The sequence below is a fragment of the Brevibacterium otitidis genome, assembly GCF_042429315.1.
Classification (GTDB): domain Bacteria; phylum Actinomycetota; class Actinomycetes; order Actinomycetales; family Brevibacteriaceae; genus Brevibacterium; species Brevibacterium otitidis.
The window spans coordinates 113,936-126,424 of record NZ_JBHMAU010000038.1; the positions used below are offsets into that span (position 1 = coordinate 113,936).

At 67.3% G+C, this 12,489-nt stretch carries 10 protein-coding genes; 5 read left to right on the plus strand and 5 right to left on the minus strand.

All coding sequences use genetic code 11. The annotated features are described in order from the left end of the window. Positions 1-83: 83 nt before the first annotated feature. Both aceB and aceA read right to left on the minus strand, forming a co-directional pair. Complete coding sequence (gene aceB / locus ACFFN1_RS05300) at positions 84-1,721, minus strand: malate synthase A (RefSeq protein ID WP_376839300.1); 1,638 nt, start codon at positions 1,719-1,721, stop codon at positions 84-86. Positions 1,722-1,872: 151 nt separating this feature from the next. Continuing rightward, on the minus strand, positions 1,873-3,162 hold the full coding sequence (gene aceA / locus ACFFN1_RS05305; RefSeq protein WP_376839302.1) for an isocitrate lyase: 1,290 nt from the start codon (positions 3,160-3,162) through the stop codon (positions 1,873-1,875). A gap of 221 nt (positions 3,163-3,383) precedes the next feature. Here aceA and ACFFN1_RS05310 point away from each other — a divergent pair, with 221 nt between their 5' ends. From ACFFN1_RS05310 to ACFFN1_RS05320, 3 genes are all read left to right on the plus strand, one after another. Beyond that, entirely contained in the window at positions 3,384-4,859 is a 1,476-nt protein-coding gene (locus ACFFN1_RS05310) for a helix-turn-helix domain-containing protein (RefSeq protein WP_376839305.1), read from the plus strand. A gap of 97 nt (positions 4,860-4,956) precedes the next feature. Beyond that, on the plus strand, positions 4,957-5,592 hold the full coding sequence (locus ACFFN1_RS05315) for a class I SAM-dependent methyltransferase (protein ID WP_376839307.1): 636 nt from the start codon (positions 4,957-4,959) through the stop codon (positions 5,590-5,592). Between the two features lie 154 nt (positions 5,593-5,746). Then, positions 5,747-6,310 (plus strand): DUF4333 domain-containing protein, encoded by a 564-nt coding sequence (locus ACFFN1_RS05320; protein ID WP_376839308.1) that lies wholly within the window; start codon positions 5,747-5,749, stop codon positions 6,308-6,310. A 76-nt stretch (positions 6,311-6,386) separates the two neighbouring features. On the opposite strand, the gene ACFFN1_RS05325 is transcribed toward ACFFN1_RS05320, so the two are convergent. Together ACFFN1_RS05325 and lhgD are read right to left on the minus strand one after the other, a co-directional pair. Then, positions 6,387-6,716, minus strand: coding sequence for a transposase (locus ACFFN1_RS05325; protein ID WP_376839311.1), 330 nt, complete (start codon positions 6,714-6,716; stop codon positions 6,387-6,389). 80 nt (positions 6,717-6,796) lie between these two features. After that, positions 6,797-8,029, minus strand: a complete 1,233-nt coding sequence (gene lhgD, locus ACFFN1_RS05330; protein WP_376839314.1) for an L-2-hydroxyglutarate dehydrogenase — start codon at positions 8,027-8,029, stop codon at positions 6,797-6,799. Between the two features lie 521 nt (positions 8,030-8,550). Between lhgD and ACFFN1_RS05335 the strand changes: the two genes are divergently transcribed. Both ACFFN1_RS05335 and ACFFN1_RS05340 read left to right on the plus strand, forming a co-directional pair. After that, positions 8,551-10,194 carry an HNH endonuclease signature motif containing protein gene (locus ACFFN1_RS05335; RefSeq protein ID WP_376839316.1) on the plus strand — a complete coding sequence of 548 codons (1,644 nt, stop codon included), beginning with the start codon at positions 8,551-8,553 and terminating at the stop codon, positions 10,192-10,194. A 200-nt stretch (positions 10,195-10,394) separates the two neighbouring features. Next, positions 10,395-11,813: a site-specific DNA-methyltransferase gene (locus ACFFN1_RS05340; protein WP_376839319.1), complete on the plus strand. Its 1,419-nt coding sequence runs from the start codon at positions 10,395-10,397 to the stop codon at positions 11,811-11,813. Here ACFFN1_RS05340 and ACFFN1_RS05345 read toward each other — a convergent pair. Next, a complete protein-coding gene (locus ACFFN1_RS05345; protein WP_259854934.1) occupies positions 11,740-12,453 on the minus strand; it encodes a response regulator in 714 nt (237 codons plus the stop codon). The two genes, ACFFN1_RS05340 and ACFFN1_RS05345, sit on opposite strands and share 74 nt — an antisense overlap. Positions 12,454-12,489 lie beyond the last annotated feature (36 nt).

Consider the following 12,489-nt stretch of genomic DNA (forward strand, 5'->3'; position numbering starts at 1 on the left):
GGGGCGAGCACCGCCTCGGGCCGGGCGACAGCCGCCCCGGCCGGAACGCTCAGCGCTCAGACCGGGGCGGCTGCAGGCCGCACTCAGGCGGCGATATGCCCGTAGTCGCGGGCGTGGCGGTGGACGAGGAACTGCGTGTACGCCGGGGTGGTGAGGAAGTCCGGCAGCTCGTCGTCAAGGGCGGTCTCGCGGAAGATCTGCACAGCATCGCAGTAGTGATCGGCCGGATGCCGGCGGATCGTCGCGAGCTCCTCAGCCATGAAGCGCTCGATGAGCCGGCGGGTGATCGTGCGCCCGTCATCGAGGATGACGCCGTGGTGGACCCACTGCCAGATCTGCGAACGCGAGATCTCAGCGGTCGCGGCATCCTCCATGAGGTTGTTGAGCGCAGCCGCACCGGTGCCGGAGAGCCAGGCGTTGAGGTAGCCGAGCCCCACGCGGATGTTGGCGCGCACCCCGGCCTCGGTCGGCGCCATGTCGAGGCCCTCCATCGACAGCAGATCAGCGGCGGTGGTCTCGACGTCCTCGCGCCGGCGGTCGAGCTGGTGGGGCCGCTCGCCTAGCACCGCGTCGAAGGACTCCCGGGCGACCGGAATGAGATCCGGGTGGGCGACCCACGAGCCGTCGAAGCCATCGGCGGCCTCGCGGTCCTTATCGGCCCTGACCTGGGCGAAGGCGTTCTCGGTGATCTCCGGCTGGCGGCGGTTGGGGATGAAGGCGCTCATCCCGCCGATCGCATGGGCCCCGCGCTTGTGGCAGACCTTGACGAGGTGTTCGGTGTAGGCGCGCATGAACGGCAACGTCATCGACACCTGCGCGCGGTCCGGCAGCACGAACTCGCGGTGGCGGCGGAAGTTCTTGATCATCGAGAAGATGTAGTCCCAGCGGCCGGCGTTGAGACCGGCGCAGTGATCGCGCAGCTCGTAGAGGATCTCCTCCATCTGGAAGGCCGCGGTGATCGTCTCGATGAGCACGGTCGCGCGGATCGTGCCGTGGCCGATGCCGAGGTAGTCCTCCGCGAAGCTGAAGACCTCATCCCACAGCTTCGCCTCGCGGGCGGCTTCGAGCTTGGCGAGGTAGAAGTAGGGGCCGCGGCCGGAGTCGATGAGCTCCTGGGCGTTGTGGAAGAAGAACAGGCCGAAGTCCACGAGCGCGGCCGCAGCCGAGGTGTCGGAGCCGTGGTCGTCGACGTAGCGCAGGTGCTTCTCCGGCAGGTGCCAGCCGCGCGGGCGCACGACCATCGTCGGCGGGTGCGGATTGGTCATCTGGTAGTGCTTGCCGGTGTCCTCATTGGTGAATGCGAGGGTGCCGCGCACGGCCCGGCTGAGATTCCCGATGCTGGTGACGATGTTGTCCCAGGTGGGGCTGGTGGCGTCTTCGAGGTCGGCGAGCCACACCTTGGCCTCGGAGTTCAGCGCGTTGATGGCCATCTGCGCCGAGGCCGGGCCGGTGATCTCCACGCGGCGGTCCTCGAGCCCCGGGGCGCCGCGGTGGCCGGCGACCTGCCAAGTGGGATCCTCGCGAATCTCCCGCGTCTCGGCCTTGAACTCCGGCATCCGGCCGCGGTCGATGGCGGCGCGGCGGACGTCGCGGGCGGCGAGCACCTCGCGGCGGCTGCTGTGGAAGCGGTCGTGCAGCGCGGCGACGAAATCGAGAGCCTCCTGCGTGAGCACAGCCTCGTAGCCGCGCTGCATGGGGCCGGTGATCATCATGTGTGACATGGGAATTCTCTCCTTGGTGTCCGTCCGGCCCCGGCCCTGACGGAACCCCTTCAAACGTCAGGGCCGGAGACGGACGAGTCTGGGGGCGCCGGCCGGATTCCTCCGGCCGGCGGCGCAGCAGATCTGCTCGGGGCAGACCGGGTCTGTGGGGTCAGAACTGCGCGGCTTCGGTCGAGTCCTTCAGGGCGGTGGTCGAGGACTCCGGGTTGATGGCGGTGGAGACGAGGTCGAAGTAGCCGGTGCCCACCTCGCGCTGGTGCTTGGTGGCGGTGTAGCCGCGGTCCTCGCTGCCGAACTCGCGCTCCTGCAGCTCGACGTAGGCCTTCATCTGCTCGCGGGCGTAGCCGTGGGCCAGATCGAACATCGAGTAGTTCAGGGCGTGGAAGCCGGCCAGGGTGATGAACTGGAACTTGTAGCCCATGGCGCCGAGCTCACGCTGGAACTTCGCGATCGTGTCCTCGTCCAGGTGCGCCTTCCAGTTGAAGGACGGCGAGCAGTTGTAGGCCAGCATCTGATCCGGGTACTCGCTCTTGATCGCCTCGGCGAAGCGCTTGGCGACCTCAAGGTCCGGCGTGGAGGTCTCCATCCACAGCAGGTCGGAGTACGGGGCGAAGGCCAGGCCGCGGTCGATGCAGGGCTCGATACCGTTGGTGACCTTGTAGTAGCCCTCGGCCGAACGCTCACCGGTGAGGTACTTCTGGTCGCGTTCGTCGATGTCGGTCGTCATGAGGGTCGCGGCCTCCGCGTCGGTGCGGGCGACGACGAGGGTCGGGACGTTCTCGACATCGGCGGCCAGGCGAGCGGCGTTGAGGGTGCGGATGTGCTGTGCGGTGGGCACGAGCACCTTGCCGCCGAGGTGGCCGCACTTCTTCTCCGAGCCGAGCTGGTCCTCGAAGTGCACGCCGGCGGCACCGGCGGCGATCATGCCGCGCATGAGCTCGTAGACGTTGAGCGCCCCGCCGAAGCCGGCCTCAGCATCGGCGACGATCGGCGCAAGCCAGTCCTCGACACTGGAGCTGCCTTCGGAGCGCTCAATCTGGTCGGCGCGCATGAGTGCGTTGTTGATGCGGCGCACGACCGCCGGCACCGAGTTGGCCGGGTAGATCGACTGGTCCGGGTAGGTCTGGCCGGCGAGGTTCGCATCGGCGGCGACCTGCCAGCCGGAGAGGTAGATGGCCTTGAGGCCGGCCTTGACCTGCTGCACGGCCTGGTTGCCGGTGAGCGCGCCGAGGGCGTTGACGAAGTCCTCGGTGTGGATGAGGTCCCACAGCCGTTCGGCGCCGCGGCGGGCGAGAGTGTGCTCTTCGATGACGGAGCCGCGCAGCTTGATGACATCCTCAGGGCTGTAGTCGCGGGCGATGCCCTGCCAGCGGGGGCTCGAGGCCCATTCGCGGCGCAGCGCGTCGACGTCGTGCAGGTTCTGCTGATTCTCCGGTGCCATGATTCCTCCTGTTGCGGGCCGCGCCGCTTCCGGCGCTGTGCGTATCGTTCCGTCTGGCCGCCGCCGAGGCGGTGGCCGGTTTCTTCTGGTGTGCTCACCAGTCTGGTGCCACCGCAGGAGGGAAATCGAGGGAAATTCAACAGAAGATTCGACGATCTTCTGCACAGCAGAATTATGGGCGTTCTGCGTGCTTTTCTGTGCCCTGTGCCACAATGTGGGGCATGAGCATCACCCCACCGAACCCAGCCGAGGCCTCGGATCCGGGTGCCGGCCGCGCAGCCGATGCGCTGAGCATCGGCCAGAAGGTCCGCCACTACCGGCGCCGCAAGAAGCTCACCCTCGATGAGCTCGGGCGGCGGGTCGATCGCGCCGCCTCGCAGATCTCGACGATCGAGAACGGCAAGCGCGAGCCCTCGCTGTCGATGCTCTCTGCGCTGGCTGCCGCGCTCGATACGACCACCGATGCGCTGCTCGATCCGGAGCCGGTCGATGAGCGCAGCGCCCTGGAGCTGGAGCTGGAGCGCGCCCAGTCCTCTCCCCTGTACACCTCCCTGCAGCTGCCGCAGGTGCGGGCGAAGTCGCTGCCGCAGGATGCGCTGGAGGCGATCGTCGGGCTGCAGCGCCAGCTCAGCCAGCTGGTGCGCCGGCGCGCGGCCACACCGGAGGAGGCGAGGCGGGCGAACAAGCAGCTGCGTGAGGACATGCGCGCCCGCCACAACTACTTCGCCGGTCTCGAGCAGACCGCCGGTAAGCTGCTCTCGGTCATCGGCTACACCGACGGCCCGCTACGGCAGGCGCAGGCTGCTCGCCTGGCTGAGCACCTCGGCTTCAGCCTGCACTACGTCTCCGACCTGCCGAAGTCGACGCGGTCGGTGACGGACACGAAGAACAAGCGGCTGTACCTGTCGAACCAGGACCTGGCCGAGCACGATCCGCGCTCCTATCTGCTCACCGCGCTCGCCTCGCACATCCTCGGCCACAGCCCGCCGCACGACTACGGCGAGTTCCTCTCCCAAAGGGTCGAGGCGAACTATCTGTCGGCTGCGCTGCTGCTGCCGGAATCGGCCGCGGTGCCGTTCCTCACCGAGGCGAAGAAGAACCGCCGGATTTCTCTGGAGGAGCTGCGCGACTTCTTCGGCGTCAGTTATGAGACCGCCGCCCACCGGTTCACCAACCTCGCGACCGAGCACCTGAGCCTGCCCGTGCACTTCATGAAGGTCCACTCCTCTGGCACCATCCACAAGGCCTACTCGAACGACGGACTGCCGTTCCCCACCGACCCGCTCGGGGCGATCGAGGGCCAGTACGGGTGCAAACGGTTCACCTCCAGGCAGGTGTTCACCGTCTCCGACCGCTTCAGCCCGTACTTCCAGTACACCGACACCCCCAAGGGCACCTACTGGTGCACCGCCCGGGTGCTGCCCGGCGCCGGCGACTTCTCCGTCAGCCTCGGTGTGCCGTTCCAGCATGTGCGCTGGTTCGACGGCCGCGAGACCCCGCAGCGCTCGCAGTCACGCTGCCCTGACCCCAGCTGTTGCCGGGAGGCACCCGATGAGCTGGAGGAGAAGTGGGCCGATGCCTCCTGGCCGTCTGCCCGGATGCACGCCTCCCTGCTGGCCGCCCTGCCGCCGGGTGTGTTCCCCGGTGTCGACACGACCGAGGTGTATGAGTTCCTCGACCGGCACGCCACCAGCTGAGCTGCCGCGAGCCTGCCCGGCTCAGCACGCTCGGCCAGCCGCACTCGCCAGCGCCGGACCACCCGTGCCCCTCAGCTTCGGCCAGTAGGATCGGGGCATGGACCGAGACCTGCGCGCAAAGTGGAACGAACGCTGGGCCGATCACGACTCCGATGTCGACGGCACCGATCCCAATCCCGAGGTGGAGGAGGCGATCGCCGGCCTGTTCCCGGATGCCTCCGCACGCCCGGGGAGTGAGGAGCGCGGCAATGCGCTCAGCACGCTGCGGGCCGTCGATCTGGGTTCGGGCGCCGGGCGCAACACTGCGCCGCTGGCCCGGGCGGGTCTGCAGACGACGGCGGTGGACTTCTCTCCGGTGGCGATCGCCCGGCTGTGTGCACGTGCCGCAGCCGAAGGCTGGGATGAGCGCCTCATCGGCATCACCGCTGATCTGGTGACCTGGATGCAGACCACCGCGGAGCGCTACGACCTCGTCGTCGCCGGCTACATCCACGGCCTCGACGGTGCGCTCAGCCAGGCGGCCAGGCTGCTGGAGCCCGGCGGGCGGCTGCTGTGGATCCTGCATGCGCCGGAGTCACCGCACGGCCCGCCGCCGCACATCCACCGGCCGAGCGCCGAGGAGGTCTTCGCCGGAGCCGCCGGCATCGACGTCCTCACCGATGTGCGGGCTGACACGGTGGTCCGCGATGAGCGCTTCACCGACATCGTGCTCACCGCCACGCGCCGCGCCTGAGGGTGTGCAGGCCGTGTCACGAGGCTGACACATCGAACACGCGACAGACACACTTCCAGCGCAGCGAGCACGTCTTCACTCCTTAACGTGGAAGCAGAAGGAAAACCTGCGGAGGGCAGAGACGGCTCCTCCGCCCACGTGAGGAGACATGCACATGCGCATCACCAAGAGCATCATCATCAAGGCAGCCACCGTCCTCGCCGGCGGAGCAGCCGCCCTGTCGCTGTCCGCCTGCGGCATCGAGATCAGCTTCGACAACCCCAACAAGGATGACGAGCAGTCCACCGAAGAGGAGCAGAACGGCGAGGAGGACACCCAGCAGGATCAGAAGCAGCCCGACAGCAGCGAGGGCGCCGACGGAAGCGGCATCAGCAATGGTTCCGGCAGCGACAGCGGCGCAGGCTCCGGCGGTTCGGGCTCCAGCGATTCCGGCTCGGGCAGCGGCTCGGGTACTGACACCGGCTCCGGTGGCGGCGCCGACCCGATCATCGAAGCTTCGAAGCTGGAGGCCTCGATCAAGGAACAGGCCGAGCAGCAGTCGGGCATCAGCGGCATCACCGTCGAGTGCAATGATCTGCGCGCCTCCCGCGTCGGCGCGACGACCACCTGCACCATGGATGTGCCCGGCGACAAGAAGTACTTCCCGATCGCCAAGGTCACGAGCATCAACGGCAACTACGTCGAGTACAAGCTGGAGTTCCCCGGCGTCGACTTCTGATCGACCAGCCCCGGCCAGCTGGCCGTGACACCCCAGACTACCTGAGGGTCACCCCGACCAGCTGACAGTCAGCAGCTCAGCGCTTCCGCAGCCGATACTGATCGGCAGAGCGGGAGCGCTGCTGCTGTTCCAGCTTGCGGCGCAGCTCGGCGTTCTCCGCCTTGAGCTTCTCCGCCTCCTCCCGCAGGGATGCCACCTCGGCGCGCAACGCCTCGGAGTCTGTCCCGCTGGCCGCGCCCGAGGTGCCGGCCGCCTTCCGTTCAGCAGCTGCCACCCAGCCGCGCAGGGTGCGGGGGTTGACGTCCAGATCGCGGGCGACCTCGGCGACCGGGCGGTCGGAGGACTGTGCCTGTCTGACGGCATCGGCCTTGAACTCGGCGGAATAGTTCTGGCGGGTTCCTGCCATCGCGGCGCTCCTGTTGTGCTCGGGTCTGCAGTGTACGGGTGTGGTCTGGCTCTCAGTCTAGCGAGCTGCCGGCCGGCCGCTCAGCGCAGTGCCTCGAGTGCCTGGTCGACGATGTGCTCGGCGATCGCCAGCGAGCTCGTCGCTCCCGGCGAGGGCGCATTGCGCACCTGGGTGAGGCGGCCGCGGGTGGTGATGACGAAGTCGTCGACGAGGTTGCCCTCGGCGTCCATCGCCTGGGCGCGCACACCGCGCGGGCCCGGCCGCACCGTCATCGGGTCGATCTCCGGCACGAACTTGCGGGCTTCCTCGATGAAGGCCGTGGGGCTGAGCGCAGTGCGCACCTCGCGCGCGGCAGCGCCGAGGTTCTGGGAGGCGAACTTCCAGAATCCCTTGAAGCCCAGCGTCGAGCCGATGTCGTTGAGGTCGAAGCCGCCCTTGGAGTACTTCTCCCGGCCCATCGACAGGAAGGCATTGGGTCCGAGCATGAGCGCCCCGTCGACGCGGCGGGTCAGGTGCACTCCCAGGAACGGATACTTGGGGTCCGGGACCGGATAGATGAGGCCGCGCACCACCTCGGCGGCGGGACGATCGATGACGAAGTAGTCGCCGTAGAAGGGCACGATCTTGGGCACCGCACTGAGGCCGGAGTTGATGGCCAGGCGGTCGGACTGCAGGCCCGCGCAGGTGACGACGAGATCGTAGGCGCCGGCGTCCTCGGTGACCATCGAGTCCGCGGCCCCGGGCATCGCCAGGCGGATGCGCACCTCATTGCCGAGCGCATCGAGCTGGGCGACCTCGGAGTTGAAGCGCAGCTGGCCGCCGGCGTCCTCGACATCGGCGCCGAGCGCCTCGGTCAGGGCGGCGAAGTCGACGATCGCGGTGTGCGGCGAGTGCAGCGCGAGCACGCCGCGCACATTCGGTTCGACCTCGCGCATCTGGTTCCGGTCGAGCAGCTTGACGTTCGGCACGCCGTTGGCCTTGGCACGTTCGAGGATCTTCTCCAGCCGCTCGACCTCCATCGTGTCGTGGGCGACGACGAGCTTGCCGCACTCCTGGTACGGCACGCCCCGCTCGTGGACGTAGCCCACAAGCTTCTCGACTCCGCGCCGGCACAGCGTGGCTTTGAGGCTACCGGGTTCATAGTAGAGGCCGGCGTGCACGACACCGGAGTTGTGGCCGGTCTGGTGGGCGGCCAGATGCGGTTCCTTCTCGAACAGGGTGACGGTGGCCTCATCGAAGCGGTGGGCGAGCTCGCGGGCGACAGCGGTGCCGATGATGCCGCCGCCGACCACGGCGATGCGTGAGATCTTCATGACGCCATCATGTCACCCGCCCTCCTCCCTTGCCAGAGTCATCCCACCTGTCCAGAACCGACTCCACGGGCCGTGAGTCCGACCGCGCCCGAGGTGGTGGTCGGCATCGCGCAGGAGGTGCGGGGGTGTGGATGCGGCGGTTAGCGGGTGTGGATGCGACGGCGCGGGGTGTGGATGCAGCGGTGCGTGGGTGTGGATGCAGCGGTGCGTGGGTGTGGATGAACAGCCCGATTCCCTGCCTTGAAACGGGGCTGCGCCAGCGTGCGGACAGCACTCCGACCCCCTGGGCGTCCCGGCAGCCCTTCCGCAGCAGTTCGTTCACCTGGAGCGATGGCCTTGTTTCGCATCCGTCGGCGGAATCCTGCGGCGTTCCGGTCACACAGCGATTCCTTATCCACAACACCTAGTCCACTCACATTGCAATATGTGAGTTTATGAGAGTCAGAGAGATTCAACGATAAACATAGACATGACACTGCCATCGCTGTACGATTGTTGTTATCGAACGCATGAGCCGAACGATGGAGTTGATGGACGTGCCGACACTCACCCGCAGAACCCACCGCGATGACCCCGCCTTCGACGAGCTTTCGGACTTCAGCGCCGCACTGACGACGGTTGAGCTCACACATAGGAGCATTGACAGCCACCTCCTCGCGCAGCTGAAGAACCTCTTCGAACTCTTCCTCAGCCGCATCAGTGCTGACAGCCCTGACAGTCATGCTGAACAGCTGGCCGCTGTGCGCGAACTCATGACACCCTCCCTCAGTGCGGCACCGACCGAACGCGAGGCCGTCGACGCCCGGCGCCGCGCCGCCTACGAATGGATTGAGTCCCTCATTCCTGCCACCAGCCTCATCCATGCAGCTCAGCTGCTTGACGTGACGCCGATCGAGATCGGCAACCGGGTTCGGTCGGCAGCACTCGGGATGATCTGTCTGCCCCAGACGACCGGGCTGGCTGCCAAGCACCTGCTCTCGTTCGAGCGTTACGTCCATGCGACTCGGCGAGCGCGCAGTCTCGATACGTCGGTGCTGCCGGAGTATGACGATGGGCTCGTGCGCATCCGTGCTTCTGACATGGCGGCGTTCAAGCGTGCTGTGAGCCAGCTCGTTGCGCGACTCTCGACGCGCGAATCCCACACAAAGCACATCCGGCAGCGCCGCGGTGTCAGCTTCCATTACGACCCGCACGGTGAAGCCACGATGGTGGCCCGCGGACCTTCACCTGCCATCGCCCTCCTCGAAGCTCGCCTCACCGGTGTCGCCCGGGCGATCATCACCGGCAACACCTCAAGTCTCGGCATCATCGACACAGGCGAACTCGCTGACGATCGTTCCCTGCGCGAGCTCATCTTCGACTTCCTCGCCAACTCCCTGCCGGCCGGAACCGTCACGGTTGCCGCCGACGACGGCGTCTCTGCCAGTCCGAGTGACTCCGCTCGTACGGGCGCCACGGGTGATCGGCCGGACGCAGACAGGCTGACGGTGCCGGCGGCGAATCCGGCCGGCATCGACATCGATGCCACGGCTGAGAACTACAGCAGGCACTACCGCGAGGTCGGCATCACCTGCCCGACGGAATCCGACTGGCTCAAGCGCCAGGCGCGCGTCACGATCACCGTACCGGCGCTCACGCTCCTCAGTGACAATCCGAGCACCGAACGCAGCACAGGAGACCGATCCGCAGTCGGGGTGCCGGGAACCGTCAACGGCGCCCCTGTGGCACCGGACGTCGCCCGGCAATTGGTGGGCAGCGGCCACTCGACCGTGTACCGTCTCCTCACCGACCCGGTGACTGGAGTCGTGCTGGATCACGCAGCGGAAAAGTACACGATTCCCGACTCGCTCAGAACCGCCCTCGTCGAGAAGTGGCAGTTCTGCACGCTTCCGGGGTGCGACCGCTCAGCCGTCAAGGCCGAACTCGACCACATCATCCCGTTCAACCACAGCAACCCGAGGGAAGGCGGGCTGACGACGATGCAGAATCTCCACCCGCTCTGCCGCCAGCACCACCAGATGAAGACCGAGCGGAAGATCTCTGTCACCCGTGACTCTCTGACTGGATTGCTGAGCTGGCAGCTGCCCGGAGGTATCACCACCACGTCGGAGCCGCCCAGCAACCCCATCAACCAGGCGCATGCCAAGCAACTCAGCCGGGCGTAGCCGTCACCTCCATCACCCCTTCCACACCCCACGCTTCTGCCTGCCCACACTCGGCAGTGACAGATGGTTCTTCAGCAACTCCATAGAGATGAGGCAACGGTCGGGCGTCGCCCAGCTGGGGCGCCGCCCGACCGCACCCCGACAGTCAGATGCACCCCAGCGGAGATCCGAGCAATGCACGTCGCCGTATCATGAACCAGATGACTGACGAGGAGCTGACACCGATCGGCCGCCCGCAGCTGCTGTGGCCGCTGCGTGAGCAGGCCGCAGCCGAGGTGCGCTCCCCGGCCGGCGCCCGGCTCACCGGCTGGCAGGTTCCTGAGACCTCCTCGGAAGCGGCCGTGGAACCCGAGGCGGAAACCGGGGTGGGTGCGGAAGCGAACCTGCTCATCGAAGGCGACAATCTGCCGGCCCTCAAGCTGCTGCAGCCCACGCTTGCCGGGCGGGTCAAGGTCGTCTACATCGACCCGCCGTACAACACCGGCAGCAGCCTGAGCTACGCCGATCGCGCACGTGGAGATGCCGCTGTCACCAGCAGGGACGCGTGGCTGGCGATGATGTATCCCAGACTCGTCCATGCCCGTGCCCTCATGCGCGCCGACGGGGTCATCTTCGTTTCGATTGACGACCGGGAATCGGCAGCTGTGCAGCTGCTGTGCCATGAGATCTTCGGCGAAGAGAACTTCCTCGGCACGTTCGTCCATCAGCGTGCCAAGGGCGGCGGGAATGCGAAGTTCTTCGTCCGCGGCCACGACTACGTCCACGTCTGGGCCAAGGACGCCGCGCAGGCCAGCGGCTTCACCACTGAGAAGCGACCGCCAGCCAAGTACGAGCGCATCGACGGACAGCTCATGCTCGTCGAAGACGATGTGCTCAGGGTCAGCTTCGGCAAATACACGCGCGGAACCGAGCGACGGCTGATGTATGAGGACATTGTCGCGGTGCGCGGACAGGCGAAGAAGGACGAGGTCGATGCCGGGATCGCCGCCGGGCGCTACCAGCTGCGGCCATGGGGCGAAGGCAAACACGCGGTGGTGCGGCTGACGCCGGCGCATCTGGCGAGTTCGAAGATGTACTCGATCATCCGCGCACTCGGCGAGACCGGCCGTCAGGACCTCATCGAACTCGGTCTCGGCGGGATCTTCGCCTACCCCAAGCCCGTCGAGCTGCTCACCACTCTCATCGCCTCACAGACGATGTTCGATCCCGAGGCGATCGTGCTCGACTTCTTCGCCGGCTCCGGCACGACCGCGCAGGCCGTCATCGAGCTCAACAGACGTGACGGCGGTTCGCGCCGATTCGTGCTCATCCAGCAGCCCGAGCCCATCCGGGCCGCCAGCGGCGCCCGGGTGGGGGCACACGCCGATGCTGAGGCGGTCGCGCAGTTCCCTACGATCAGCGCATTCATGGCCGAGCGGGTGAAGCGGGCCGGCGGAGACTTCATCGCGGTGACCGTGACGGCTGGCGAGGCTGAGGGCCGAGCTGAGAGTGAGGCTGACGCTGCCGGAGACGCGGTGGCCGGCTGCGACCTGCATGCTGCGAGCCTCAGGGCTGCCGACGAGGCGCAGTGCGCAGCCGCGGCGGGGCAGCTCCGGACATCCGCGCCCGCTCAACCATGACGGCGATGTGGACGCGGTTGCTCGTGTCGAGCTTGGCGTTGATCCGGTTGAGGTGGGTTTTCACCGTCGCCGGGCTCATGAAGGTGGCCTCAGCGATCTCCTGATTCGACAGCCCTTCGGCCACCCGCGCGGCGATCTCCAGCTCCCGGTCCGTCAGTTCGGCCAGCAGCTCGACGGCGTCGCGCTGCAGCTGCTGATCGCGGTTCGCCACGACGGTGTTGAGCACCTGCCGCAGCGAATGCGGTGAGAGGATCGGCTCGCCCCGATGGACGGTGCGGATCGCCTCGGCGAGGTCGGCCGGGCCGATGTCCTTGAGCAGATAGCCCGCGGCCCCTGCCTCGAGCGCGCGGAAGAGGTAGTCGTCGCTGTCGAAGCTCGTCAGTGCCACAACAGTGGGCGGGCGGACTCCGTTGACGAGGCGTTCGATCGCCTCGATGCCGCCGATGCCCGGCATCCGGATGTCCATGAGCACCACATCGGGAAAGTGCAGGGCGACCTGTTCGAGAGACTCCTCGCCGCTGAGCGCCGAGCCGACGACATCGATGCCGGCAGCGGCGGCCAGGATGCCTTTGATGCCGGTGACGACCATCGGATCGTCGTCGACAACGACGACACGGATCGGGGCATCGGTGTCGGTCATGAGTGCAACATTACCGGAGGACCCGGCCCACTCCGG

Excerpts from the sequence above, each read along its gene's own strand:
- ACFFN1_RS05340 (WP_376839319.1), top strand. The coding sequence starts at position 10,395 with ATGACTGACGAGGAGCTGACACCGATCGGCCGCCCGCAGCTGCTGTGG.
- ACFFN1_RS05335 (WP_376839316.1), top strand. The coding sequence starts at position 8,551 with ATGGAGTTGATGGACGTGCCGACACTCACCCGCAGAACCCACCGCGAT.
- ACFFN1_RS05325 (WP_376839311.1), bottom strand. The coding sequence starts at position 6,716 with ATGGCAGGAACCCGCCAGAACTATTCCGCCGAGTTCAAGGCCGATGCC.
- ACFFN1_RS05345 (WP_259854934.1), bottom strand. The coding sequence starts at position 12,453 with ATGACCGACACCGATGCCCCGATCCGTGTCGTCGTTGTCGACGACGAT.
- ACFFN1_RS05310 (WP_376839305.1), top strand. The coding sequence starts at position 3,384 with ATGAGCATCACCCCACCGAACCCAGCCGAGGCCTCGGATCCGGGTGCC.
- aceA (WP_376839302.1), bottom strand. The coding sequence starts at position 3,162 with ATGGCACCGGAGAATCAGCAGAACCTGCACGACGTCGACGCGCTGCGC.
- ACFFN1_RS05320 (WP_376839308.1), top strand. The coding sequence starts at position 5,747 with ATGCGCATCACCAAGAGCATCATCATCAAGGCAGCCACCGTCCTCGCC.
- lhgD (WP_376839314.1), bottom strand. The coding sequence starts at position 8,029 with ATGAAGATCTCACGCATCGCCGTGGTCGGCGGCGGCATCATCGGCACC.
- aceB (WP_376839300.1), bottom strand. The coding sequence starts at position 1,721 with ATGTCACACATGATGATCACCGGCCCCATGCAGCGCGGCTACGAGGCT.
- ACFFN1_RS05315 (WP_376839307.1), top strand. The coding sequence starts at position 4,957 with ATGGACCGAGACCTGCGCGCAAAGTGGAACGAACGCTGGGCCGATCAC.